This window comes from Rhizobium sp. MHM7A, from assembly GCF_005862215.1.
Lineage (GTDB): Bacteria > Pseudomonadota > Alphaproteobacteria > Rhizobiales > Rhizobiaceae > Rhizobium > Rhizobium bangladeshense.
This window is the reverse complement of record NZ_VCHT01000003.1, coordinates 180,459-204,643: the sequence shown is the minus strand read 5'-3', so window position 1 is coordinate 204,643 and position 24,185 is coordinate 180,459. Positions and strand designations below refer to the sequence as shown.

Here is a 24,185-nt window from a genome sequence, read left to right as displayed (position 1 = left end):
ACCGCCACTCTGGAGGTGGCACTGATGCCGGCTCCACGCTCCCTCATTCCTGCGTCCACGAGGCCCCGAGGACGCAGGAATGAGGGAGTTCCCATGGGGCTTCTTCATGCCGGAATGGGGAGGCCAATATGAAAGCTTTCGCCGACCTGCTCGACCGCCTGGTCCTGACGCCCAGCCGCAACGGCAAACTGAAGCTGTTGACCGACTATTTCCGCGACACGCCCGATCCGGACCGCGGCTACGGTCTTGCCGCCATCGCCGGCACGCTCGAAGTGCGCAACGTCAAGCCTGCCATGCTGCGCGACCTGGTGCTGGAGCGCATGGACGAGGTTCTGTTTCATTATTCATACGATTATGTCGGCGATCTCGCCGAAACCATCTCGCTCGTCTGGGATAATGAGCGGGATATCGACCGCTCGGCCCTGGCTCAGCCGCGCCTCGGTGAGGTCGTCACCCGCATGAACGGGCTCGGCCGCACTGAAGTGCGTGGCTATGTCCGCGATCTGCTCGACCGGCTGGATTCCTCCGGCCGTTTCGCCTTCATCAAGCTTGCGACCGGCGCGTTGCGCATCGGCGTTTCCGCCCGTCTCGCCAAGCAGGCGCTGGCCGATCTCGGCGGCAAGGATGTCGCCGAGATCGAAACCCTGTGGCATGGCCTGCAGCCGCCTTATGAGACGCTGTTCCACTGGCTTGCAGGCGACGGCGAGAAACCGGCTCTGGCGACACCGGCGATCTTCCATTCCGTCATGCTCGCAAATGCGGTGGAGGAGGGGGACCTGGCAGGTCTTAAGCCGGCCGATTATGCCGCCGAGTGGAAATGGGACGGCATTCGCGTCCAGCTTTCCCGCTCCGGCGACAGGCGCAAGATCTATTCGCGCTCCGGTGACGACATATCAGGCGCCTTTCCCGATATTCTCGAGGCGATCAATTTTTCCGGCGTCGTCGACGGTGAGCTGCTGGTCGGCGGCACCGCCCGCTCCAACAGCCCGACGCGCACCTTCTCCGACCTGCAGCAGCGCCTGAACCGCAAGACGGTGACGGCGAAGATGCTCGACGATTATCCCGCCTTCATCCGCGCCTATGACCTGCTCTTTGACGACGAGGAGGATATTCGCGGCCGCACCTATGTCGATCGCCGCGAGCGTCTCTCCGATATCATCGAGCGCGCCCCCCATGATCGGTTCGACCTCTCGCCGCTCGTCCCTTTCTCCTCATGGGACGAGCTCGATGCGCTGCGCGCCGCCCCGCCCGATCCGGTTATCGAGGGCGTGATGATCAAGCGGCGCGACAGCATCTACCAGGCCGGCCGCATGAAAGGTCCCTGGTTCAAGTGGAAGCGCAATCCCTATAATGTCGATGCGGTGCTGATGTACGCCCAGCGCGGCCACGGCAAGCGCTCCAGCTATTATTCCGATTTTACCTTCGGCGTCTGGGCCGATGACGAGGATGGCGAACAACTCGTGCCGGTGGGAAAGGCCTATTTCGGCTTCACCGACGCCGAACTCGAGCTGCTTGACAAGTTCGTGCGCAACAACACGACCGAGCGTTTCGGGCCGGTGCGCGCCGTCCGCGCCGACAGGGATTTCGGCTTTGTCGTCGAGGTGGCCTTCGAGGGCATCAACCGCTCGACGCGGCACAAATCGGGGGTCGCCATGCGCTTTCCCCGCATCGCCCGCCTTCGTCCCGACAAACCCTCCTACGAGGCCGACCGCCTGCGCACGCTGATCGCCATGATCGATGCAAAGCCGGGCTGAGCTTCGCGCTCCTGCGCAACAATGACGCAGGGCAATATTTTCAACATCATGTGTATTGGCGGCACCGGGTTTCCGATGCAAATCTGGCGTGTCGGGGAAGTGATTTGGGTGCTGCGTTATGAACTCGCATGAACAAAATTCCTTCTTCCGCCAACGCCGCGCCGTTCTGGCAGGGCTTGCCGGCGCACTCGTCCTGCCGCGCATGGCGGCCGCCTTCGATGTTCCGGACGAGCCGCGCCTTGCCAAGCACGACTATGCCGAGGTCCGCCGCCATTTCCGCACGAAACTCCTGAAGAAGGGCCCGGCGCCGGACAAATACGAGCCTCTGACTGCGCCTGCCGATGCCGAGAAGATCTTCTATCGCTCCGGTTACGGCGGCGAGCTGGAACTGGCGGCCTGGGTTTCCAGGTACAAGCGCGAGCGCACCGCCAGGCCGGCGGTGCTCTTCCTGCATGGCGGCAATGCCATAGGCACCGGCCATTGGCAGTTGATGAAGCCCTATATGGATGCCGGCTATGTCGTGATGATGCCGTCGCTGCGCGGTGAAAACGGCCAGAGGGGCAATTTCTCCGGCTTCTACGATGAGGTCGACGACGTTCTTGCCGCCACCGAACGCCTGGCACATCTGCCGGGCGTCGACCCCGGGCGCCTGTTCATCGCTGGCCACAGTATCGGCGGCACGCTGACCATGCTGGCGGCGATGAGCACCCATAAATTCCGCGCCGCCGCACCGATTTCGGGCAATCCCAATGCCTTCCGCTTTTTCAGCCGCTATCCCCAGGACATTCGCTTCGACGACAGCAATACGCATGAATTCGAGGTGCGTTCGGCGCTGTGCTACGCCCGCAGCTTCAAATGCCCCATCCGGGTGGTTCACGGCACGGAAGAGGCGCATTTCAACGACCGCGCCGATCTGCTCGCCCGCCGCGCCCGCGCCGCCGGCACCCATATTGAAACCGACACTGTCGCCGGTAACCACACCTCGGCGCTGCCGGCCGAGATCGAACAGAGCATTCGCTTCTTCCACGGGGTCGCGGCGTAAGCTCTGTCGCCGCTTCAAATCTCTGGTCGATTTAATCTCCCGGCTTTTCCTGCCTCAACACCAGCCTCGCGCCAGCCGCGGGTGCCATCCTGGCGGCAGATATCGCCGTCTCGCCGATCGTTGATAAGGGTGGTTCCATGAATTTTCTGCACCGGGCTTTTCCGATTGCCGGACTTATGATCGCTGTCGCGCCGCTCAGCGGCTGCAACATCCTCATTCCCGATGTCGCTGCCGATTCGCCCGCCCGCTTCGTCCAGGAGACCTCGCCGGTCTTTTACCAGCCGCCGGGCGTCGATCCGAGCCGGGTGCGGCCCATCCCCGATCAGCCGGTGCCGCAGACGCGCGAACTCTACAAGACCCAGTTCCACCAGACCTACGGCCTGCCGGTGGCCAACCCCGTGCATACGGCGATGTATGGCGAGCAGCGCGACGAGGATTTCACCCTGCCGGCGATCCCGGTCAGCCGCGTCCAGCCGCAGTTTTTGCGCCAGGAAGTCGATTACCAGACGAACGAGCGCCCCGGCACCGTCGTCGTGGATACCAAGACGCGGTACCTTTATTTCATCGAAGGTAACGGCAAGGCCATGCGCTACGGTGTTGGCCTCGGCCGCGAAGGCTACGCCTGGCAGGGGCGCGGCGTCATCCAATGGAAGCAGAAGTGGCCGCGTTGGACGCCGCCGGTGGAAATGGTCTCGCGCCAGCCGGAAGTTCGCGCCTTCTCCGCGGAAAATGGCGGCATGAACCCCGGGCTTCAGAACCCGCTCGGCGCGCGCGCCATGTATATCTTCAAGGATGGGCAGGATACGCTCTACCGCATCCACGGCACGCCCGACTGGCAGTCGATCGGCAAGGCGACTTCGTCCGGCTGCGTGCGCATGCTGAATCAGGACGTCATCGACCTTTACGATCGCCTTCCCGCCAAGGCCGAGATCGTTGTGATGTAGCGCTGCAACAGCGGGGGCCATATCGTCGGCTCTCGCCGGAACACGTCTGCGTGAAGCTATGGTTTATTTGGTGCAAGCCGATAGATTTCTAGGTGTCGCCACCCCGGCGTCACGCATCAAAGGAAATCAGTCCCGCGTCATGAGCTTCGATAGACATCTTTCCCGCCGCAGCTTTCTTTCCCTTTCGGCAATGACGGCAGCCTCCGCGCTCACCGGCTGCGCCTCCTCCGCCAACACCGTGACATCGGGCGACACGTCGATCATCTACCGCTCGCCCATGCGCCTGTTCCGGTCGCCGGGAGCATCGAGTGTGCCGAGCGGTCCGGAGCTTGCCGTCATGTACGGCCCCGTCGAGGACGGCGGCTTCCTCATTCCCGCCGTTCCCTACGAGCAGATCGATCCACGCTACTATCGCCAGCGTGTCCTCGATCCCACCGGCCAGCCGCCCGGCACGATCGTTGTCGATACGCCGTCGCGTTTTCTCTATCTCGTCCAGGCCGACGGCATGGCGATGCGCTACGGCGTCGGCATCGGCCGCGAGGGCTTCGCCTGGCAGGGGTCGGGCGTCATCCAGTGGCGTCAGAAATGGCCGCGCTGGAAGCCGCCGAACGAGATGGTCGCCCGCCAGCCGGAACTTGTCAAATATTCGATCGAGAACGGCGGCATGGAACCGGGCTTGACGAACCCGCTCGGCGCCCGCGCTCTCTATATCTTCTCGAATGGAGAGGACACGCTCTATCGCCTGCACGGGAATCCGGACTGGCGCTCGATCGGCAAGGCCGTCTCCTCGGGCTGCGTCAGGCTCCTGAACCAGGATATCATCGATCTCTATGATCGCGTTCCCACAAAGGCGCCCATCGTCGTCTGGCAATGAATCTCGCGGGGGCGGCCGCGACCCGGCCGCCCCAGACAGATTTCCGGCAAGCGCTTTCTCTTTCGCCGCACGGAAACAGAATTTATTTTTGAAAATTTATTGCTTAATTCGATAAACCCCCTACATGGGGCCTATCGAATATTGCTTGCGACCTTTGTCCGTGCGCTGAACGCGCTTCGTCAGATCTCTCTCAACATCGATACTGTCCGCGGAAATCCTTCCCCGGGCGCACTCTAACGGTTGAAAAGGAGATCGTTATGAATTCAGGCGTCGTCAAGTGGTTCAATGGCACCAAGGGTTTTGGCTTCATCCAGCCCGATGATGGTTCGACGGACGTTTTCGTCCATATCTCGGCGGTCGAACGCGCCGGCATGCGCGAGCTTACCGAAGGTCAGAAGGTCCGCTTCGATCTCGTCCGCGACAAGCGGTCCGGCAAGAACGCAGCCGACAACCTTCAGGCCGCATGATTGTCATTCACCTGGGCTGACCACAGATCGCGGCGAGCTGACCACGGATGTACTGGCAGCGCGCTGACCATCAAAGGCAGCTTGGTGGCTGAATGACTGGAAGAGGTCGGGTTCAAGCCCGGCCTTTTTGTTTTCTTCAAATCGAGCAGCCGAAGAGTCGAGGGACGCTGAATGAGCAGACCAAGCTATAAAGTCGGCGACATGATCGTGCTGAAATCCGGCCTGACCCGCACGACAGAGGCCGACCGGCGGTGCCGGATCGCCAGCATTCTGCCCAACGATCACGGGCACGTGCAATATCGCGTCCAGTTCCCGGGCGAGAACTTCGAGCGCCGCATCACCGAGGACGATATCGACCTCGGAGAGTCGCCACGGCGGGCTTCATCCGAGGCGGCTGCCAAAGCCGGCGGCGCCGAGCCGTGGCTGAAGTTTTCGGGCATCCGCATGGGCAAGTAGCCCCGCCAGTTTTCATCATTTAACAGCGGCATCGCCGCGATAGGAAGGATATTCGTTTGCAGGTACTCGTCAGGGATAATAATGTCGATCAGGCGTTGCGCGTGCTTAAGAAAAAGATGCAGCGCGAAGGCCTGTTCCGGGAAATGAAAGCCCGCAGCGCCTATGAGAAGCCGTCGGAGAAGCGTGCCCGCGAAAAGGGGGAGGCCGTTCGCCGCCAGCGCAAGCTTGCCCGCAAGAAGCTGCAGCGCGAAGGGCTGTTGCCGGCGCCGAAAAAGGCGCTCCGCGCCCGCTGATTCCAAACGTGGATCACGGTCGCTGGCGCAAACCGCCAGCCGGGAACCACGGCTTTCGGGGCCATTTTCGGCCTCTTAATGCATAGAGAATGGATCAAAAGCCGCCACGACCTGAGAAAGGGGCACATGACCGCCACGAAGGGAGAATTCTTCAACCCCGCCAAACTCTCGCCCCGCGACAAGGCGGAAGCGACCGATCACACGGCGCGCGCCATCATCGCGGCCGAGGCGTCAGCCCGCGACAAGAAGACGGAGAAGCTGCGGGCGTTGCGTCTGCAGCAGGCCGCCGAGGAAGCGGAAGCCTCACCTGCGCCTCCAAAAAAGCGGCGCTCAACTGCGAAGGTCGCCAAGCGGCGCTCTTGATCCCGCCATAGCCCCAATGGGTCTGGGGCAGGGGCTTTCAACCGTCGGCCGCTCCCGCCCGCCCGAGATTGGTCCGCAGTCGATGCAGCATGTCACGCATCTCGGCCATTTCCTCGAGCGTGCAGCCGGCGGCTTTCCCGATCGCCGTCATGATCGTATCGACGTCTCCTTTCATCGCTTCGCCCTTTGGCGTCAGCGACACGATCACCTGCCGCTCGTCGCGCAGATCGCGGATGCGTTTGATCAGCCCGCCATGTTCCAGCCGCTTCAGTAGCGGCGACAGCGTGCCGGAATCGAGATCCAGCTGCTCGCCGATCGTCTTCACCGGCAGGGCGCTGCGTTCCCACAGCACCAGCATCACGAGATATTGCGGGTAGGTGAGGCCCACCCTGTCGAGGATCGGTTTGTAGGCACGGGTGAAGGCATGCGCCGTCGCATAAACCGCAAAGCACAGCTGCTTTTCCAGCCGCTTCTCCTCCTCAGGTATCTCCATTGTCTTTGCTGTCTGCGCTTTCATATCCGTCATCCCCGAGGTTGTGATTGTCCTCTTACCACCTGCGAAACGCAATTCGCAAAATTCACTTGCGTGCAATTTAATTGTGCGATAATAAAAATCCAACCCGATAGAAGGGCCAACTAAAGGAGATCGTCATGCCTATTCTCTATACGACAAAAGCCTCTGCCACCGGCGGCCGCGCCGGCCGCGCCGTTTCCGAAAACGGCGTTCTGGACGTGACGCTGACCGTTCCCAAGGAACTTGGCGGCGACGGCGCAACCGGCACAAATCCCGAACAGCTTTTCGCTGCCGGCTACTCCGCCTGTTTCCTCGGTGCCCTGAAATTTGTCGCAGGCCAGCAGAAGGTCAAGATTCCGGAAGAGACGACAGTCTCCGCCAAGGTCGGCATCGGCCCGCGCGAGGACGGCACCGGCTTCGGCATCGAAGTGGCGCTCTCCGTCAATATTCCCGGTCTTGACCGTGAAACTGCCGAAAAGCTCGCAGCCGCGGCCCATATCGTCTGCCCCTACAGCCACGCCATGCGCACCTCGACCGAAGTTCCGGTCACCGTCGCCTGATTGGAGTAACGACCACGGAAGATCGGTGAGGCGGCCCCTCGTCCGCCTGCCGATACCTTGCTGGGTTGAGCCACTCGTCTCAACCCGATCTTCGGATCTCCGCTTGCGGGGGGCGATGGGAACTGGCAGAGACCACACCGTCCCCCTCGCCATGGCAGTCCTCTCGCCCCGTCAGACAGGGATCCACAGGACGGGTTGAGGCCCGCGGCTCGGTCGGGCCTTCGCACATTAAGGCTGACCATGGTTGCAGGCACCCGCCGTCACGCCTTACGCCGAGGTCGAAGGCAGCGGATTTCGCCATCCTGTCAGCGACGATTATGCCCCCGCTTTTTCCCTGCAGCGATTGCGCACGGGGTGGTGCGTCAGGACTCGGTCACGATCAGCCCACCACCCGATTCCAGCCGATCCATGAGCTATCTTCACGCCGCCATCTCCACGGGCAGGTGTGCCAGGGCGCGAATCCCAAGGCGCTTGCGCCACCTGATGTTTGCTGGGTTGCCATTCAGGCTCAAGCTTGGAAAGCGCGTAAGGATACGTTCGAACGCGATTGCGGCCTCTACCCGTGCGAGTTGGAAGCCGAGGCAGAAATGCACTCCGGTACCGAAGGAGAGATGCGGATTCGGGTGGCGCGTGATGTCGAAACGGTGCGGGTTCTCGAACTTGGCAGGATCGCAATTGGCCGCGGCGATAAAAGCGGCAATCATGTCACCACGACGAAATTGCTGTCCCTGCCAATTCATGTCGCGTCTGGCGAAGCGCGGCTTGGTCATCTGCACCGGCGAGACGTAGCGCAGGCATTCCTCGACGCAGGTCGGCATCAGGCTTGGATCATTCTGCAGCCGTAGCCGTTCATCCTCGTGCGACAGCAGTGTGAAAAGGCCGCCGGCAATCAGATGCGTGGTGGTTTCCTGCCCAGCTCCGAAGAGCAGGAAGATCATCGAGACAAGTTCGTCCTCACTGAGCCTCAGCCCATCCATGTCGGCATCGCACAATGCGGCAACTAGGCCGTCAGACAAGGCTCCACCTCCCGGTCGCGAGACGCGGCGAAGATAACGCACCGCACGAACAACGCCGGGAATGGCACGGATGATGGCGCCGACATTGGCAGTGTCCTTCAGACCGCCGAGCCAACTCTTGAAGTGATCGTGATCCTGCTCCGGCAGGCCGAGCACCGCGCAGATCACTGAAAGCGGCAGGTCCCGGCAGAACTCGGACATGAGATCGACCTCCCTCTTTCCCTCCATCCGATCGAGGAGCCGATCGGCGATATGCGTGATCATCGGCTTCATGGCCTCAATCGATCGACGCTGGAATGCTTGGTCGACGAGACCGCGCAGACGGCGGTGCTCGGGGTCGTCGTAGCCGATCATGTTCAATGCCAGAAGGCCGATCGTTCTCGGGAGGCACTTCAGGATTCGCGCCTGGGTCCTGCTCCCCGCATTGGCCGGGTCGCGCGCGAAGCTCTCGGAATCCTTCAACAGTGCTGCACAGGCGTCATGTGTGACTGTGAACCTCGTGCGGCCGAGGATCGGCAACTTCATGCGAACAACAGCGCCCTCGGCTCGCATGCGGTCGAGCGTGGGGAACGGATTCGCGTGGAAATGCGGCGACAGGACATCGAAATCATGCGGCTCGGCCATGCATGTCACTCCGAGAGTTTCCTTGAAGAACCATTGCGATTCTCGTCATTCCGCCCGGTAGGAGCATAGTAGGGTAAATGGGAACCCGCGCAGGAGATGTACATGAACGGCGACAGGAGTTCGAGAAAATCCTGCGGTGGCCGCTTCCTCCAGCAAAAACGGCTGTTCGAGCCCGGATCACCAGCCTTGCCGGACAACAGGCATGCAATCTTGTCCACTGCTAATCGCTCAGACCTCCGTGTTCAACACGGTGTCCTGTGGCAGTGATCAAGCGATTGGAATCCTCAATGTCCATCCCGGGGTAAGGGGCCGTCCTCGCCACAAATCGATGAGCCGTGGGGCTTACCCGGGTATCAGCATGCAAGTTTGAACAGCGGCGGATCACTCCAGCTCGCCTTATGCCCCCATAGTACGCCCGCTTCGAAGTGGGCGGCGGGATGACCCAGACCGTTTCGGCGTTTCCACCGTCACCCCCGACAGCGCCTGCAGGTCCTGCCGGAGCCGCGCCGCGCCGCCGTCCGGCAGCGTGCGGTCGAGAACGGCATGCGTGCTCTCCCAGATCGGCAGCGCCCGCGCCAGTGCGGCCTTGCCTTCGGCGGTAAGGCTGAGCAGCCGGCCGCGCCGGTCCCTGGGGTTCTCCATTACCACCACCCAGCCCTTGCGCTGTAACGGCTTCAGCGCCGCCGTCAGCGTCGTCTGGTCCATGGCGAGCAGGGCGGCGACCGGCCCCATCGGCGGCGGTTCCGGCCGGTTCAGTGACATCATCAGCGAAAACTGTCCGTTGGTAAGCCCGGCCGGCCGCAGCGCATCGTCGAACAGCCGGGCAAGCGCTCGCGCCGCCCGCTGCACATGCAGGCAGAGGCAGGTGTCGCGCACCATCAGCGTCGTGGAAAAGGGAATCTCGATCGAATTTGACATGACTATTTTCTATTGATATCAATGTAATTAGTCAAGGAGAAGGAGATGAGCCGGCTTCACCGGCAGGCGCCGGAGGAGGGCGCATCCCATGCAGAATGAGGTTGTTTCCCGCGAGAAATGGCTTGAGGCCCGCCGCGCCCTGCTCTTGAAGGAAAAGGAGGCGACGAGGCTGCGCGACAGTATCAACGCCGAGCGCATGGCGCTGCCCTGGGTGAAGGTCGACAAGGATTACATCTTTGACACGCCCGAAGGCAGGAAATCGCTCGCCGATCTCTTCGATGGTCGCAGCCAGCTGCTGATCTATCATTTCATGCTTGGGCCGGACTGGGAGGCCGGCTGCACCGGCTGCTCCTTCCTGTCTGATCATGTGGATGGCGCCCTGCCGCATCTCAACAACCACGACGTCACCTGGGTCGCCGTTTCCCGTGCGCCGCTCCACAAGATCGCCGCCTACAAGAGGCGCATGGGCTGGAAATTTCCATGGGTCTCGTCCTTCGGCAGCGATTTCAATTTCGACTATCACGTTTCTTTCAGCCAGGAGGATCTTGCCAAAGACAAGGTCTTCTATAACTTCACTGCCATCGAGCCGGCCGAGGCCCATGACGAACTGCCTGGCCTCAGCGCCTTCTACCGCAATGACAAGGGCGAGATCTTTCATACCTATTCGAGCTACGCCCGCGGCCCGGAAGAACTGATCGGCACTCTGATGATCCTCGACCGCGCGCCGAAGGGCCGCAACGAGGGGGCCATAATGGATTTCGTCCGCCGGCATGACGAATATGAGGATGCCGCCAAGGCGCAGTCCTGCTGTCACTGAGCATTCAAATGTCTGGAATATCGTCATTCGAAGGGAGAAGAGGATGATGAAGACCGCCGAAGTGCTGAAGGAGCATTCCTTTTTGGAGAGATTGGTCGGCGACTGGAGCGTCACCGCTCCCGAAATGTCCGACGGCAAGGACTGGACGGAGACCGTCCGTTCGCTGCACGGCATCTGGTTCGTCGCCGAAGGAACCGGCCCCATGCCGGATGGCAAGCAGGCCACCACGATCCTGACGCTCGGTTACAACGCCGAGAAAGGCAAGTATGTCGGCAGCTGGATCGGCAGCATGATGGATTATATGTGGGTCTATGAGGGCGAGGTCGACGCCTCCGGCAATGTGCTCGACCTCTATACGACGGGACCCGACTTCAACGGCGAGGGCCTCGCCGACTACCGCGAGCGGATCACCTTCATCGATGACCATCGCCGCACTTTCACCTCCAGCGCCAAGCAGGCCGACGGCTCCTGGAAGCAGTTCATGGAAGCGCATTACACCCGCAAAATCTGACAATCAGGGCGCCCTACGCAGCGAAAGGCGTCAGAAGAGGGAGAGAGTGATGTCCAAGACGCATGGAAAGTTCATCTGGTGTGAGCTGATGACCCCCGACACCTCGGCCGCCGCGAAATTCTACAGTTCCGTCGTCGGCTGGACCACCTCGGAAATGAAGGTGGAGGGCATGCCGACCTACACGGTCTTCGAGGCGAACGGCATCGGCGTCGCCGGTCTGATGGAGTTTCCCGCCGAGCTTGAAGGCCAGGGCATTCCGCCGAACTGGACGGGTTATGTCGGCGTCGACGATGTCGATCAGACGGCAAGGGATTTCGCCGCCAATGGCGGCGCGGTCCGCCGGCCGCCGCAGGATATCCCGACCATCGGCCGTTTCGCCGTCGTCGCCGATCCGGATGGTGCCGTCATCTGCATCATGACGCCGGCGCCGATGGAACAGACCTGGCCGGAACTCGCCCCCGACGCGCCCGGCAACATCGGCTGGCACGAACTCTATGCCGGCAACGGCAAAGATGCGCTTGCCTTCTACACCAAGCTCTTCGGCTGGACGAAGGACAGCGAGATGGATATGGGGCCGATGGGTGTCTATTACCTCTTCGCCCATAACGGCCGACAGACCGGCGGCATGATGACCAAGCCGGACAGCATGCCGATGCCCTTCTGGTGCTACTACTTCATCGTGCCGGCGCTTGACGCTGCGATCGAACGCGTCACCTCGGGCGGCGGCAAGGTCGTCAACGGCCCGATGGAGGTCCCCGGCGGCAGCTGGATCATTCAGGCCACGGACCCCCAGGGCGCCTTCTTCTGCCTGGTGGCGCCGAAGCGGTAATGTTTTCGGTGTGTCGTTGACGGTGCATCGTGTGGCCAGCCCTCATCCGGCTGCCGCCACCGACGGAGGTCGAGCCACGGGTCGGAACCAATGGCTCGACCGCGGTAGGGCTAGGGTGAGGGGCAGTGCCAGACACCCATCATCCCCGCGATCCCACAGAAGCAAAGAACCCCTCCGGGCTCTCCACCTCCACCAGCCGCTTCCTTTCGATCAGCCAGAAGCGGTTGCCGACCGTCCGCACGAAACTGCGGTCGTGCGATACCAGTAGGCAGCTCGCCTCATGCGCAGTCAATTCGTTCTCCAGCGCTTCCTGCCCCTCGATATCGAGGTGGTTGGTGGGCTCATCGAGCAGATATAAGTTCGGCTCCGTCAGCCGCAGCACCAGCATTCCGAGCCGCGCCTTCTGGCCGCCGGAAAGCTGGCCGATCGGTCTTCCCTGCATGTCGATAGTCATGCCGGCGCCGGCGAGCAGTGCCCGCGCCCGCTGGTCGCCGACATCGAAGCGGCGGATGATCGTGCCGATCGGCGTATCCTTGTCGGCAAGATCGGCAAGCGCCTGGTCGCCATAGCCGAGAACCAGCGAGGGCGTCGCCTTGATGCCGTCCTGCGCCATTTCCGTCTTCTCGATCGCCTGTTTCAGCATCGATACCAGCCGTGACTTGCCGGCGCCGTTGAGGCCGAGGAGCACGATTCTGTCGCCCTGGCAGATGAACTGCCGGCCGGTTCTGAACAGCAGCGTCCCATCCGGAGTCGTCACCGCCGCGTCTTCCAATGTGACCAGCACTTTGGCATGCGTGCCGCGGTTGGACAGGCGGATGGCGCCGGCCGAACGTTCGAGGTGCGCCGGTCTTGCCGCATCCTCCAGCTTCTCCGCCCGCTGCTTCAGTTGCTTCGTCTTGACGACGAGCAGGTCGCTGCCGGAATTGACGCCGATATTATTGAGTTTGGCGGCCTGCTTGCGCAGCTGCTCCGCCGCCTTCATGTCGCGCTCGTACCGGCGTGCCTCCGAGGCGTCGATCTCGTCGAGGGCGGCGCGTGCCCTGCTATAGGGGAGCGCAAAGACCGGCGATTGCTCCGGCCGCAGGAACAGCGTCCGGTTGGTCGTCGCATCGAGGAAGGCGCGGTCGTGGCTGGATAGGATGACCGGCACGTCGCGCGGCAGCGCATTCAGCCAGCATTCCAGTTGCGCGATCTTTTCGAGGTCGAGATGGTTGGTCGGCTCGTCGAGCAGAAGCACGTCGGGCTCGGTCACCCAGCAGCGGGCAATCATGGCGAGCCGCTGCCAGCCGCCGCTCAATTGCTTCACCGGCCGGCCGCGCATCGCCTCCGGCACCTCGAGCGATTCCAGCACGACGTCGACGCGCCAGCTCTCGCTTTCGGCCTGATCGGCCGGCAGCGCCTGCAGCACCGCATCATGGAATGGCGTGTCGGAAAGTGCGGCCGGCACATCCTGCGCGACATGGCCGATCGTGAGCCCGCGCGCCCTGGTGATCTCGCCCTCGCTCGGCTCCAGCGCGCCGGTAATGCAGGCAAGCAGGGTGGATTTCCCGCGCCCGTTGGCGGCGACGAGGCCGATGCGGTCGCCTGAATTGACGACGAGATTGAGGTTGGAAAACAGCGGATTGCCCAGCGCCACGCCGAGATTGCGGATATTGATGAGGGTCATGTTCGTTCTCTGGTCCTGACCGGGGGTAGGCGCAATCGGTGGCATCAGGCCATCACGGATTGCGTCTTTCGGGCCCGGGAATGAGAGGAATGCGCGCAGTCATCTGACGGCGGCGCATCGGCCACGAAGGGCAGACCAGGAAGAGATGTAAAAGCGTCTCTGGTCAGCCCTGCAAACGCATTTGCAGGGCGTCGACGGGACCACGCTGGCGATGATGCCGGAAATAATACTGCATGACGTGATCCTCCTTTCTCGAAAAGGTTGCAGGATGGGAATACCATTGCCCGCAAAAAGAGGCAAGGGAGGCGCAGGCACGCCGATTTGGGATGGCGCCACGCTCGGCTCTCACGAGAGCCCCATCCTGAGGTGGCCCCGCAAGGGCCTCGAAGGACGAGGCGGGTGTGTCGGCGTCAGGTGCTACCGGCGGAAGGCGCTACCGTTATCCGGAAATCACCCCGCCGGACCACCGCCGCTCCGCAATTCCAGCCGCCGCGTTATGCCGATATTTTCGAGAAACGTCTCGTCATGGCTGACGACCATCAGCGCCCCGTCATAGGCGCTGAGACCCGCCTCGACCGCCGATATCGAGTCGATGTCGAGATGATTGGTCGGCTCGTCAAGGATCAGCAGCGGCGGCGGTGCGGCTCCGAGCGTGCAGGCAAGGCCGGCGCGCAGCAATTGACCGCCGCTGAGGCTCGAAACCGTCTGCAGCGCCGCATCGGCCCTGAACATGAAGCGGGCAAGCGCGGCCCGGCAGGTGTTTTCATCGGCTTGCGGATTGATCCGGCGGAAATTGTCCCTGATGGAGGCCGATGGATCGAGAAGGCCGACCTTCTGGTCGAGCATCGCGAAACCGGTCATCACGGCGACCGTGCCGGCCCACGCCTTGAGCTCGCCGGTGATCAGCGCGAGCAGCGTCGTCTTGCCCGAGCCGTTGGGCCCGGTAATGGCGATGCGTTCCGGACCCGTCACGTCGAAGGAGAGGTCTGAGATGACGGGTTCATCAGGCTGATAGCCTGCCGTCACACCGTCGAACTTCAGCACGATCTTGCTGGCCGGCAGCCCCGTCGCCGGCAAGCTCACCGACAATGGCTGGAGGATCTCGATCTTCTCGCGCGCCGCCTTGGTCTCTTCAAGGGCCTGGGCGCGCCTTCGTTCGGCAAGACGCGCACTGTCGCCCCCTGTGGTTTCGCTCCGCTCCTTCATGCCGCCGAGCATGATGCGCGGGATGCCGCCCTTGGCGGCCATCTTCCGCCCGGCGCTATCCCTGTGTGCCTGACGCTCCACATTCGCCTGCGCTTTCCTGGCAACCTCCGCCATGCGTCTTTCGGCATCGGCAAGATCATGCTGTGCGGCGGCAAGCTCAAGAGCCTTACGCTCGCGGTAATGGCTCCAGTTGCCGCCGTAGCGCGTCGTGCCAAGCGACGTCAGCTCGACAATCTGATCGACGCTTTCGAGCAATTCCCGGTCATGGCTGACGATGACCGCGCCGGCCCGCCAGCCTGAAATCAGCGCGATCACCGCCTCGCGGCCTTCGCGGTCGAGATTGTTCGTGGGTTCGTCGAGCAGCAGGAAATCCGGCTCGCTGAAGATAAGTGCGGCAAGCGCGGCGCGGGTGCGCTGCCCGCCGGAGAGTGCGGCAAGCGGCGTCTGCGGCTCCGCGTCGAGCCCCGTCCGGTTGAGCGCGGCTGCGAGGCGCGCCTCCAGCGTCCAGTCCGCCGAGGCAAGCTCGTCGGCCGTTGCCTCGCCGGCTTCGGCGCGACGAAGAAGCGCAAGCAGCCCGGTCACGCCGAAGAGATCGGCGATGGTCTCTTCGGCCGCGACCTGAACGCTCTGCCGCAGCACCCCGAGGCTGCCGTTGATCGATACCGACCCGGAATGCGGCCGGATATCGCCGGAGACAAGTTTCAGAAGCGTCGTCTTGCCGACGCCGTTGCGCCCGACAAGACCGCTGCGGTCCCTGCCGAAACTGAGATCGAGATCGGAAAAAAGCGGGCGCCCGTCAGGCGTGGCCCAGGAAATTTGCGAGAGAGTGATGGATGCAGGCAAGGATATGGATTTCCCCGTTGGCAAGGCGAACTGGCATTGCGATCGGGTTGAAATCCATTGCGGCACACATCCTGTTGAAATGGTCTTTGGCGGGCAATTTAGGGAAGAAACGCCGAAGGTTCAAGATAAAGTGGCGAACTTGCCGCCCGGTTTCTCGGCCGGCTTCGTCCTGAGATTACCTCTCACCCCAACCCTCTCCCCTTGAAAAGCGGGGCGAGAGGGGACATGTCATACCAGAACGAAGTGAACGGAGAGGGCGAGGCATGTAGCCATGCCTGCGGAGGACCGATGGGAGAGGCGGAGACCCGTGGCTCTGCAAGACCGCCGAACCTACCGCTTCAAGCTCCCCAGGATCCCGCGCACCAGTGCCCGGCCGACCTGGGTGGCGACCGTTCGGGCGACGCTCTTCATCGCCGCCTCCATCACCGTTTCGCGCTGGTAGCCGGAAGACCTGCCGCGCGATTGGCCACGGCCCGGGCGGTTGTCCTCATCGCCGCCGAAGCCCGGCAGGCTCCAGCCGGAGGTCGTGCCCGGCTGCTCTGCCGCTTCTGCCTGCGCCCGCTTGGCGGCCTCGGCTTCAGCCGCCTTTTTGGCGCGCGCCGTCAGCATTTCGAAGGCGGATTCGCGGTCGACGTCCTCGTCATAGGCGCCGAGAACGGGGCTCTTGTCCATCACCTGCTGGCGCTCGCCATCGGTCAGTGGGCCGACGCGGCCGGACGGCGGGCGGATCAGCGTGCGCTCGACGATCGACGGCGCGCCCTTGGCCTCCAGCGTCGAGACTAGCGCCTCGCCGGTGCCGAGATTGGTGATGACGGCGGCGCAGTCGAAGGCCGGGTTCGGGCGGAATGTCTCGGCGGCCGTCTTCACCGCCTTCTGTTCTCGCGGCGAATAGGCGCGCAGCGCATGCTGGACGCGGTTGCCGAGCTGGGCGAGCACCGTTTCCGGCACGTCGAGCGGGTTCTGCGTCACGAAATAGACGCCGACACCCTTGGAGCGGATCAGCCGCACCACCTGCTCGACCCGTTCGATCAGCACCTTCGGCGCGTCGTTGAAGAGCAAATGGGCTTCGTCGAAGAAGAAGACGAGCTTCGGCTTTTCCGGATCGCCCACTTCAGGCAGTTCCTCGAACAGTTCCGACAGCAGCCAGAGCAGGAAAGTGGCGTAAAGGCGCGGATTCATCATCAGCTTGTCGGCGGCAAGCACCGAGATCTGGCCGTAGCCATTGTTGCTGGTGCGCATGATGTCGGAAATCTTCAGCGCCGGCTCACCGAAGAAATGCTCGGCACCCTGCTGTTCGAGCACGAGCAGCGCCCGCTGGATCGAGCCGACCGAGGCCCTGGAGATCAGGCCGTACTGGCTGGAGAGCTCGGAGGCGTTCTCGCCCATATAATTCAGGAGCGAGGTGAAATCCTTGAGGTCGAGCAGCGGCAGCCCGGCTTCGTCGGCGATCTTGAAGGCGATGTTGATGACGCCTTCCTGCGGCTCGGAGGCATCCATCAGCCGGGCGAGCAGCAGCGGCCCCATCTCGGCGACGGTGGTGCGCACCCGGTGGCCCTTCTGCCCGAACAGATCCCAGAAAATCACCGGGAACTGGTCGAACTCATAATCGGCAAAACCGATCTGTTCGGCCCGCTTGGTGAGGAAGTCCTTGGGCTCGCCCCTGGCGGCGATGCCGGACAGATCGCCCTTGATGTCGGCCGCAAAGACCGGCACGCCGGCCCGGGAAAAGCCTTCCGCCAGCACCTGCAGCGTCACCGTCTTGCCGGTGCCGGTGGCGCCGGTGACGAGGCCGTGGCGATTGCCGAATTTCAGGTCGAGATATTCCGGCTTGTTGATGCTGTCGTCGGGATTGCGGCTCGCGCCGATGAAAATCCTGCCGTCCTCGATCATCCCCAGTGCTCCCTTCGGCTCTGCCGCCATTTGCTGAGAAGGCCTGGCCTTACGCCGCCTTCATCGAACCATCGTTTCCCTGTTATAAGCAGGCAGCCGGATGCGGACAACTGTCTGTCTCGGAAGCAAAAGCGGATGAAAGCCTCGTGGTAACCCTGGCTTGAGTTGCGCTCGAATCTCGACTAACGTTGACGTTAACGTCAAAATGACAGGAGGCTGACGATGAATGAAATTGTGACTGAAATCGCCGATCGCGTGGGTATTGCCCCGGAGCAGGCGGAGAAGGCGCTCGGCATGATGCTCGGCTTCTTGCAGCGCGAGGCCGCTGACGGCCCGGTCGCGCGGATGATCGAAGCAATTCCCGGCGGCGCCGATCTCGTCGCCCAGTTCAATGGCGCAGGTGAGGGCGGCGGCGGCCTGCTCGGCGGATTGATGACTTCGCTCGGCGGTGGCGGCATCATGGGGCTCGGCCAGCAGCTGATGGGCGAGGGCCTCGGCATGGGCGAGATCACCTCGCTCGCCAAGGAGACCATCGCGATCGCCAAGCAATATGCTGGCGAAGAGCTTGTCGACGAAGTCGTCGCCTCCGTCCCCGGCCTCAGCCAGTTCGTCTGAACGACGACAGAACGGCAAGAGCCCCGTGGCAACGCTGCGGGGCTTTACTTTTGTCGCTCCCTGAGCTCTCAAGATGGATGAACTGCATGACCGTCTGGCGCCCGCCGCAGCAGATCAGGGTGAAAGTGATCGGCCTTGCCTGGCGGGAGAACCGGCTGCTAGCCGCGGAAGTGGAAGATGACAACGGCCGCATCAAGGGTGTCCGGCCGCTCGGCGGCTCGATCGAATTCGGCGAGACACGCGAACGGGCCCTGCACCGCGAAATCCGGGAGGAGCTCGGGACGGAAATCCGCATCGTCGGCCCCTGGCATCTTCTCGAAAACATCTTCGAACACCATGGCGCACTCGGCCACGAATTCATCTTCGCGGCCGATATCGAACTGGCGGATAAAACCCTCTACGAGTGCGATGAGATCCGCTATTGCGAGCTGGATGAGACGGCGGCGACGGCACGCTGGTTCGGCCGCGACATGCTGCGGGACACCGCCCTTGAACTCTATCCCACGGGTCTCGAGACGGTGCTGTCGCGCTGGCGTGATTGAGCCCAAGGACGGTTTTGTTCTGCTCGCCAAACTTTGATCGTCCGTACTCGCTCCATAGGGAACAAGGGGCGCAGGATCGCTGTTTCTGTTGCATCGCCGACACCAGAAGGAACAGCATCATGCGCAGGTTCATTGCAGCAACGTCGATCGCTCTCCTCAGCCTCTCCGCCCCGGTTCTGGCCCAGTCGAACATGGGCATGGATGCCAGCGGCCGGATCGATGGCACGCCGCCGCTCGGCACCGCGCCGGGCGCCGAGACGCAAAGCGGGCTGATCATCCCGCTCGACTCGATCGAAACCGGCAGCATCGACAACGGTGTCCCGGCCGGTCCCGTCGACTGGGCGCGCTGCCCGCCGCGCAAGGCACGCGGCGCGCTTGCCACGCAGGGCGGCAATAGCGGCGCCTCCGTCAGCCCCGCATGCCGCGAAGGTCAGTAGGCGGGCTCTATTTGTCCTTCTTGCTCTCGTGGTGCAGGATGACGCCGAGTTCATGCCATTTGCGTCCGTCGCGCTCGATGAGCTCGTCGGCGCAGGTTGGCCCCATGCTGCCAGGCGCGTAAGCTTCGGGCGTGCTCGGGTCCTTGCTCCAGATGTCGAGGAAGGGCTGCACCGCCGCCCAGCCGGCCTCGATGCCGTCAGCGCGCTGGAACAGCGTCTGGTCGCCGATGAAGAGGTCGTAGAGCAGCGACTCGTATCCGGTGGTCTTGCCAATGTCGAATTTGTCGGCATAGCGGAAGTCGAGCGACACCGGCGTCGTATCGACCGAAAGCCCCGGCGACTTGATCGAGATCTCCATGCTCATGCCCTCGTCCGGCTGCACCTGGATCACCAGCCGGTTCGGCGGCAGGCGTCGATTGACCTCGGTTTCCCGGAACTGCGCGAAGGGCACCGGCTGGAAGGTGATGACGATCTCCGTGTCGCGCGCCGTCATTGCCTTGCCGGTTCTGAGGTAGAAGGGCACACCCGCCCACCGCCAGGTATCGGCATAGAGCTTCAGCGCCACGAAGGTCTCGGTCCGGCTGTCGGGTGAGACGTCCCTGCTGTCGCGATAGGCCGGAAGCTCGACGCCATTGAGCGGGCCGGCCGCATAGGCGCCGCGCACGCCATGCGTCTTTGCCTCCTCGGGCGTATAGATGCGCAAGGCCTTCAACACTTTGCTCTTCTCATTGCGGATAGCTTCGGCATCGAAGCTGTTCGGCGGCTCCATGGCGATCATCGCCAGCAGTTGGAAGAGATGGTTCGGCACCATGTCGCGCAGCGCGCCTGTGGCGTCATAGAATTTGCCGCGGCTGCCGACATCGACGATCTCGGCGGCGGTGATCTGCACATGGTCGATATAGCGGCTGTTCCACAGCGATTCGATGATCATGTTGGCGAAACGCGCCGTCATCAGGTTCTGCACCGTCTCCTTGCCGAGGAAGTGGTCGAGCCGGTAGACCTGGCTTTCGTCGACTTGGGCGAGGATTTGCGCATTGAGCGCCCGCGCCGAGGCGAGATCGGTGCCGAACGGCTTCTCGATGGCGACGCGGCGAAAGACGCCGTCGCTTTCATCGGTCAGCCCATGGGCGGCAAGTTTCTCGACGATCGTGCCGAAGAAGGACGGCGGCACCGCGAGGTAGAAGGCGGCATTGGCGTTCGGTCCCAGCCGTTCGCCGATCTCGACGAAAACATCCTCCCTGGTGAAATCGCCCGACATATAGGAAATGCGTTGGCGCAGGCTCTCCCAGGCCTCGTCCTTCTCCGTCTGTTCCTCGCCGTTCAGATGATTGAGAAAGGCATCGAGCCGCCCGCGCAGGAATTCGTCGTCGCCCGGCTCGATGCCGATGCCGAGGATATTGAGATCCTCACCGACGAGGCGCTGGCGCGTCAGGTTGATGATCGCCGGCACCAGCAGGCGGCGCGTCAGGTCGCCCGTCGCGCCGAAGATGACGAGGGTGACCGGCGGGGTAGGGGCAGCGTGCATGTGTCTCATCTCCGAGATTGTGCGGCCGACTATAATGCCTGCCGGTTTCGCCGCAACATAGGCGGCGAGGGGTAACAGGCATTTGACGGCGACGCGGGTGCCGCGGCCAGGTAGGTTGCAAGGAGTGCGGCGATGTCCCGTTTGGCGCTCAGCCCAGCTCCCCTCGACCATACTCAGTTGCGGACGAGCGAAGCATAGAACCAGTCGATGAAGACGCGAACGATTGGCGTAGCATGAGCCTCCGTTCGGCAGGCCACATAGACCGCGTCGTTGGCCGGAACCCTAAGTTCGAATGGCGCGATCAGCTCGCCACGCGCAATCATATGTGCGGTGGTGATGTTGTCTCCGAGCGCAACGCCATGACCGTGCATGGCGGCCTCGATCGAAAGGCGCGCGTCGCTCATCATGTGCTGGCGCGCCGGCAGCGCAATGCCGGCGGCGGTCAGCCAGGTGTTCCACTCATTGCCGCGATCGGCGTGCAGCAGCATATGGTCGCGCAGGTCGCGCGGGGAGCGCAGTGGACGCCTGTTCATGAGCGCCGGGCTGACGACAGGGAAGAGCTCCATCCGGCTCCACAGGCGCGACCAATAATTGGGCCAGTTGCCGCCGCCGTAGAGAATGCACAGGTCGACATTCGGGGAGCTCAGATTGTTCGGGTCGTTCGAGGCGCGCAGGTCGAGCTGGATGTCGGGATATTGATCGGTGAATTCCTGCAGCCGCGGGATAAGCCACAGCGACAGTACTGCCGCAACACAGGTCACGCGCAGCGTGCCGCCGGTCGCGGGCCGGGTCATCGCGGCTTTCGCTGCTGCGATGTCCGAAAATGCGTTGGAAACGACCGGCATCAGCAACGCGCCCTGGCTTGTAAGCTTCAGCCATTTGCCGCCCCGTTCGAACAGGCGCACGCCTAGGGATTCCTCTAATGTGCGTATCTGATGGCTGATCGCGCCGTGGGTGACATTCAACTCGCGACCCGCCGCGGAAACTGATCCATGGCGGGCGGTTGCCTCAAACGCGCGTAGCGGATTGAGGGGCGGCAGACGGCTGGACATGAGACAAAGACCTGTGAGAAAAACTTGCATGAAACTGTAGATTAATATCAATTGCTTTTCCAGCGAGCTTGCCGTTCAATCACTGAGAGAAGCCATCGGCCTCTGCGGCAAAGCTGCAGCCGAGGACCGATTTGCCATCCTGATCGCAACATCGTCACCCTCAAGAAGGCCGTCATGTCCTGGAATGAAACCAAGCTTTCCGAACTCCGAGCGAGATATGGCGACAGCCACGGCGGTGAGCTGCACCATCCTGAGTTCCGCAAGGTCGCGGAGAAGATCTTCAACAAGAGCGGCACCCGGCTCGCGCCCTATTCGGGAATCCCGACATTCCTCTCCGCCCCGCTGATGCAGGTCGACAACGAGAATCCGGATTTCGGTGATCTGCAGGTCGCGATCCTCGGCGTGCCGATGGATCTGGGCGTGACGAACCGCCCGGGCTCGCGCTTCGGACCGCGCGCGTTGCGCGCCATTGAGCGTATCGGGCCTTATAACCATGTGCTCGGCTGCGCGCCGGTTCAGGAACTGCGCGTGGCAGACATTGGCGATGTGGCGTTTCAGAGCCGTTACCGGCTGGAATTGTCGCATGAAGATATCGAAAAACGCGTCGCGCAGATCGTTGCCGCAGGTGTGCTGCCGCTCTCGGTAGGCGGTGACCACTCGATCACTCATCCGATTCTGAGGGCCGTCGGCAAGGAGCGGCCGGTCGGCATGATCCATATCGACGCCCATTGCGATACCGGCGGTGCTTACGACCTGACCAAGTTCCACCACGGCGGGCCGTTCCGCAACGCCGTGCTCGACGGTGTGCTCGACCCGACGCGCGTGATTCAGATCGGCATTCGCGGCTCGGCTGAATATCTCTGGGAGTTTTCTTACGCCTCGGGCATGACGGTGATCCATGCCGAGGAGATCTCGGCAATGGGCATCCCTGCAATCATCGAAAAGGCGAAGGCCGTCATCGGCGATGGGCCGACCTATCTTTCCTTCGACATCGACAGCCTCGATCCGTCTTTCGCGCCGGGCACCGGAACGCCGGAGATCGGCGGCTTCACCACCCGCGAGGCGCTGGAGCTCATCCGGGGGTTCAAGGGCGTGAACCTGGTCGGTGGCGATGTCGTCGAGGTCGCGCCCCAGTATGACGCCACCACCAACACAGCCCATGCCGGCGCGCAGATGCTGTTCGAAATATTGAGCCTGATGGCGTTCAGCCCGGCAATCCGCCGTGCCACCTGACGGGCCTGGCCGCAGCTCAAGGCCAGGAACGAAAAGAAGGCCGCAAAGGCCTCGAATACATTGAAAGAGGGAAGCGGCGTGCCGCATCGGTTAGGAGAAAGACGATGACGAAATTGACAATGAACCGCCGCACCGTGCTCGGCGTCGGAATAGGTGCTGGTGTAGCCATGTTGGCAATGCCCAATGTGCTGCGCGCTCAGGACAAGTCGCTGAAGGTCGGTGTTTATGGCGGCTATTTCAAGGACTCATTCGACAAGAACATCTTTCCGGAGTTCACCAAGGCGACCGGCATAGCGGTCGAATCCGTCGCAGAGCCGACCGGCGAGGCCTGGCTGGTGCAGATGCAGCAGGCAGCCAAGGCAGGCCAGGCGCCGGCTGACGTTTCCATGATGTCGCAGGTGTCGATGCGCAAGGGTCAGGCCACAGAGCTCTGGGCTCCGCTCGACCTCGCCAAGATCAAGAATTCCAGCAACCTGCTTGAGCGCTTCATCAACAAATACCCGGATGGCCGCGTCGCCGGCATCGGCGCGGTCTCATGGTTCATCACCCTGGTCACCAACACCGATGTTTACAAGGAAGCGCCGACCAGCTGGACAGCGCTGTGGGACCCGGCCAATGCCGACAAGCTCGGTCTGCTGGCGCTCGTCTCCAACTCCTTCCTGCTCGACGTGACGGCAAAGACCTATTTCGGCGGCGCCCAGGCGCTCGACACTGAGGAGAACATCCTCAAGGTCTTCGCCAAGCTCGCCGAGCTGAAGCCGAATGTCCGCCTGTGGTATCGCGACGAGGCGCAGTTCGAACAGGCGCTAAAGTCGGGTGAAATTCCGATGGGACAGTATTATCACGACGTGACCGGCCTCGCCGCCGCGGACGGCCAACCCGTTCGCTCGACCTTCCCGAAGGAGGGCGGCATTCAGGACGCAGGCTCGTGGGCGCTGTCGAAGGCGTCGCAGAAGACGGAAGAGGCGCATATCTTCATCGATTATATGTGTCAGCCGTCCATCCAGGCCGTGCTGTCACGCAAGGTGGGCACCTCGCCAACGGTCAAGCGCGAAACGACCGACCTGAACGAGAAGGAATTCGCGGCGGTTTCTTCCGACATCGAACCGATCATTCCACACTACGACATGTACATCTCCAAGGCCGACTGGCTGAACGAGAAGTGGACGGAAATGATCGCCAGCTGACGCTCAT

The 24,185-nt window shown here is 62.6% G+C and carries 25 protein-coding genes and 1 pseudogene; 18 read left to right on the top strand and 8 right to left on the bottom strand.

Annotated elements, in window-relative coordinates:
* Positions 1-128 precede the first annotated feature (128 nt).
* The 8 genes from FFR93_RS13810 to FFR93_RS13775 all read left to right on the top strand — a co-directional run bounded on the left by FFR93_RS13810 (position 129) and on the right by FFR93_RS13775 (position 6,193).
* Positions 129-1,754, top strand: coding sequence for a cisplatin damage response ATP-dependent DNA ligase (locus FFR93_RS13810; protein WP_064711014.1), 1,626 nt, complete (start codon positions 129-131; stop codon positions 1,752-1,754).
* Positions 1,755-1,872: 118 nt separating this feature from the next.
* Entirely contained in the window at positions 1,873-2,796 is a 924-nt protein-coding gene (locus tag FFR93_RS13805; protein ID WP_138393632.1) for an alpha/beta fold hydrolase, read from the top strand.
* Positions 2,797-2,933: 137 nt separating this feature from the next.
* A complete protein-coding gene (locus tag FFR93_RS13800) occupies positions 2,934-3,740 on the top strand; it encodes a L,D-transpeptidase (protein WP_138393631.1) in 807 nt (268 codons plus the stop codon).
* A gap of 139 nt (positions 3,741-3,879) precedes the next feature.
* On the top strand, positions 3,880-4,614 hold the full coding sequence (locus FFR93_RS13795; RefSeq protein ID WP_064706544.1) for a L,D-transpeptidase family protein: 735 nt from the start codon (positions 3,880-3,882) through the stop codon (positions 4,612-4,614).
* Positions 4,615-4,871: 257 nt separating this feature from the next.
* Positions 4,872-5,081 (top strand): cold-shock protein, encoded by a 210-nt coding sequence (locus FFR93_RS13790; protein ID WP_064706545.1) that lies wholly within the window; start codon positions 4,872-4,874, stop codon positions 5,079-5,081.
* A gap of 171 nt (positions 5,082-5,252) precedes the next feature.
* Positions 5,253-5,537, top strand: a complete 285-nt coding sequence (locus FFR93_RS13785; RefSeq protein ID WP_064706546.1) for a hypothetical protein — start codon at positions 5,253-5,255, stop codon at positions 5,535-5,537.
* Positions 5,538-5,593: 56 nt separating this feature from the next.
* Positions 5,594-5,830, top strand: coding sequence for a 30S ribosomal protein S21 (rpsU, locus tag FFR93_RS13780; RefSeq protein WP_064706547.1), 237 nt, complete (start codon positions 5,594-5,596; stop codon positions 5,828-5,830).
* A 126-nt stretch (positions 5,831-5,956) separates the two neighbouring features.
* Entirely contained in the window at positions 5,957-6,193 is a 237-nt protein-coding gene (locus FFR93_RS13775) for a hypothetical protein (protein WP_064706548.1), read from the top strand.
* A 37-nt stretch (positions 6,194-6,230) separates the two neighbouring features.
* On the opposite strand, the gene FFR93_RS13770 is transcribed toward FFR93_RS13775, so the two are convergent.
* Positions 6,231-6,719: a MarR family transcriptional regulator gene (locus tag FFR93_RS13770; protein WP_138393630.1), complete on the bottom strand. Its 489-nt coding sequence runs from the start codon at positions 6,717-6,719 to the stop codon at positions 6,231-6,233.
* Between the two features lie 125 nt (positions 6,720-6,844).
* Between FFR93_RS13770 and FFR93_RS13765 the strand changes: the two genes are divergently transcribed.
* Complete coding sequence (locus tag FFR93_RS13765) at positions 6,845-7,267, top strand: organic hydroperoxide resistance protein (protein ID WP_064706550.1); 423 nt, start codon at positions 6,845-6,847, stop codon at positions 7,265-7,267.
* Between the two features lie 419 nt (positions 7,268-7,686).
* On the opposite strand, the gene FFR93_RS13760 is transcribed toward FFR93_RS13765, so the two are convergent.
* Together FFR93_RS13760 and FFR93_RS13755 are read right to left on the bottom strand one after the other, a co-directional pair.
* A complete protein-coding gene (locus FFR93_RS13760) occupies positions 7,687-8,907 on the bottom strand; it encodes a cytochrome P450 (protein ID WP_138393629.1) in 1,221 nt (406 codons plus the stop codon).
* Between the two features lie 396 nt (positions 8,908-9,303).
* The gene (locus FFR93_RS13755; RefSeq protein ID WP_138393628.1) at positions 9,304-9,825 is read right to left on the bottom strand and encodes a MarR family winged helix-turn-helix transcriptional regulator; all 522 of its coding nucleotides are present in this window, start codon (positions 9,823-9,825) and stop codon (positions 9,304-9,306) included.
* A gap of 88 nt (positions 9,826-9,913) precedes the next feature.
* Here FFR93_RS13755 and FFR93_RS13750 point away from each other — a divergent pair, with 88 nt between their 5' ends.
* The 3 genes from FFR93_RS13750 to FFR93_RS13740 are packed head-to-tail and all read left to right on the top strand — an operon-like array spanning position 9,914 to position 11,982.
* Positions 9,914-10,642 (top strand): thioredoxin family protein, encoded by a 729-nt coding sequence (locus tag FFR93_RS13750; RefSeq protein WP_138393627.1) that lies wholly within the window; start codon positions 9,914-9,916, stop codon positions 10,640-10,642.
* 43 nt (positions 10,643-10,685) lie between these two features.
* Positions 10,686-11,153: a DUF1579 domain-containing protein gene (locus FFR93_RS13745; protein ID WP_064706554.1), complete on the top strand. Its 468-nt coding sequence runs from the start codon at positions 10,686-10,688 to the stop codon at positions 11,151-11,153.
* Between the two features lie 49 nt (positions 11,154-11,202).
* Positions 11,203-11,982: a VOC family protein gene (locus FFR93_RS13740; RefSeq protein WP_138393626.1), complete on the top strand. Its 780-nt coding sequence runs from the start codon at positions 11,203-11,205 to the stop codon at positions 11,980-11,982.
* Between the two features lie 139 nt (positions 11,983-12,121).
* Here FFR93_RS13740 and FFR93_RS13735 read toward each other — a convergent pair whose 3' ends face one another.
* Together FFR93_RS13735 and FFR93_RS13730 are read right to left on the bottom strand one after the other, a co-directional pair.
* Positions 12,122-13,648: an ABC-F family ATP-binding cassette domain-containing protein gene (locus tag FFR93_RS13735; protein WP_138393625.1), complete on the bottom strand. Its 1,527-nt coding sequence runs from the start codon at positions 13,646-13,648 to the stop codon at positions 12,122-12,124.
* Between the two features lie 450 nt (positions 13,649-14,098).
* Positions 14,099-15,697 carry an ABC-F family ATP-binding cassette domain-containing protein gene (locus tag FFR93_RS13730; RefSeq protein ID WP_138393624.1) on the bottom strand — a complete coding sequence of 533 codons (1,599 nt, stop codon included), beginning with the start codon at positions 15,695-15,697 and terminating at the stop codon, positions 14,099-14,101.
* Between FFR93_RS13730 and FFR93_RS40860 the strand changes: the two genes are divergently transcribed.
* Positions 15,684-15,902 carry a hypothetical protein gene (locus FFR93_RS40860; protein ID WP_171049183.1) on the top strand — a complete coding sequence of 73 codons (219 nt, stop codon included), beginning with the start codon at positions 15,684-15,686 and terminating at the stop codon, positions 15,900-15,902. The two genes, FFR93_RS13730 and FFR93_RS40860, sit on opposite strands and share 14 nt — an antisense overlap.
* Positions 15,903-16,027: 125 nt before the next feature.
* On the opposite strand, the gene FFR93_RS13725 is transcribed toward FFR93_RS40860, so the two are convergent.
* Positions 16,028-17,587: a helicase HerA-like C-terminal domain-containing protein gene (locus FFR93_RS13725; protein ID WP_138393623.1), complete on the bottom strand. Its 1,560-nt coding sequence runs from the start codon at positions 17,585-17,587 to the stop codon at positions 16,028-16,030.
* A 222-nt stretch (positions 17,588-17,809) separates the two neighbouring features.
* Between FFR93_RS13725 and FFR93_RS13720 the strand changes: the two genes are divergently transcribed.
* The 3 genes from FFR93_RS13720 (at position 17,810) to FFR93_RS13710 (ending at position 19,181) form a co-directional block, all read left to right on the top strand.
* Complete coding sequence (locus FFR93_RS13720; RefSeq protein WP_138393622.1) at positions 17,810-18,202, top strand: DUF937 domain-containing protein; 393 nt, start codon at positions 17,810-17,812, stop codon at positions 18,200-18,202.
* 86 nt (positions 18,203-18,288) lie between these two features.
* Positions 18,289-18,744, top strand: a complete 456-nt coding sequence (locus FFR93_RS13715) for an NUDIX domain-containing protein (protein ID WP_138393621.1) — start codon at positions 18,289-18,291, stop codon at positions 18,742-18,744.
* A gap of 119 nt (positions 18,745-18,863) precedes the next feature.
* Positions 18,864-19,181 carry a hypothetical protein gene (locus FFR93_RS13710; RefSeq protein ID WP_138393620.1) on the top strand — a complete coding sequence of 106 codons (318 nt, stop codon included), beginning with the start codon at positions 18,864-18,866 and terminating at the stop codon, positions 19,179-19,181.
* Between the two features lie 7 nt (positions 19,182-19,188).
* Here the strand turns inward: FFR93_RS13710 and zwf are convergent, their stop codons facing one another.
* Together zwf and FFR93_RS13700 are read right to left on the bottom strand one after the other, a co-directional pair.
* Positions 19,189-20,706, bottom strand: coding sequence for a glucose-6-phosphate dehydrogenase (gene zwf, locus FFR93_RS13705; protein WP_138393619.1), 1,518 nt, complete (start codon positions 20,704-20,706; stop codon positions 19,189-19,191).
* 185 nt (positions 20,707-20,891) lie between these two features.
* A pseudogene (locus FFR93_RS13700) lies at positions 20,892-21,758 on the bottom strand (LysR substrate-binding domain-containing protein); the annotation flags it as partial.
* Positions 21,759-21,932: 174 nt separating this feature from the next.
* On the opposite strand from FFR93_RS13700, the gene speB reads away from it, so the two are divergent.
* Positions 21,933-22,991: an agmatinase gene (gene speB, locus FFR93_RS13695; RefSeq protein ID WP_064706563.1), complete on the top strand. Its 1,059-nt coding sequence runs from the start codon at positions 21,933-21,935 to the stop codon at positions 22,989-22,991.
* Between the two features lie 104 nt (positions 22,992-23,095).
* The gene (locus FFR93_RS13690) at positions 23,096-24,178 is read left to right on the top strand and encodes an ABC transporter substrate-binding protein (RefSeq protein WP_064706564.1); all 1,083 of its coding nucleotides are present in this window, start codon (positions 23,096-23,098) and stop codon (positions 24,176-24,178) included.
* The last annotated feature ends 7 nt before the right edge of the window (positions 24,179-24,185 follow it).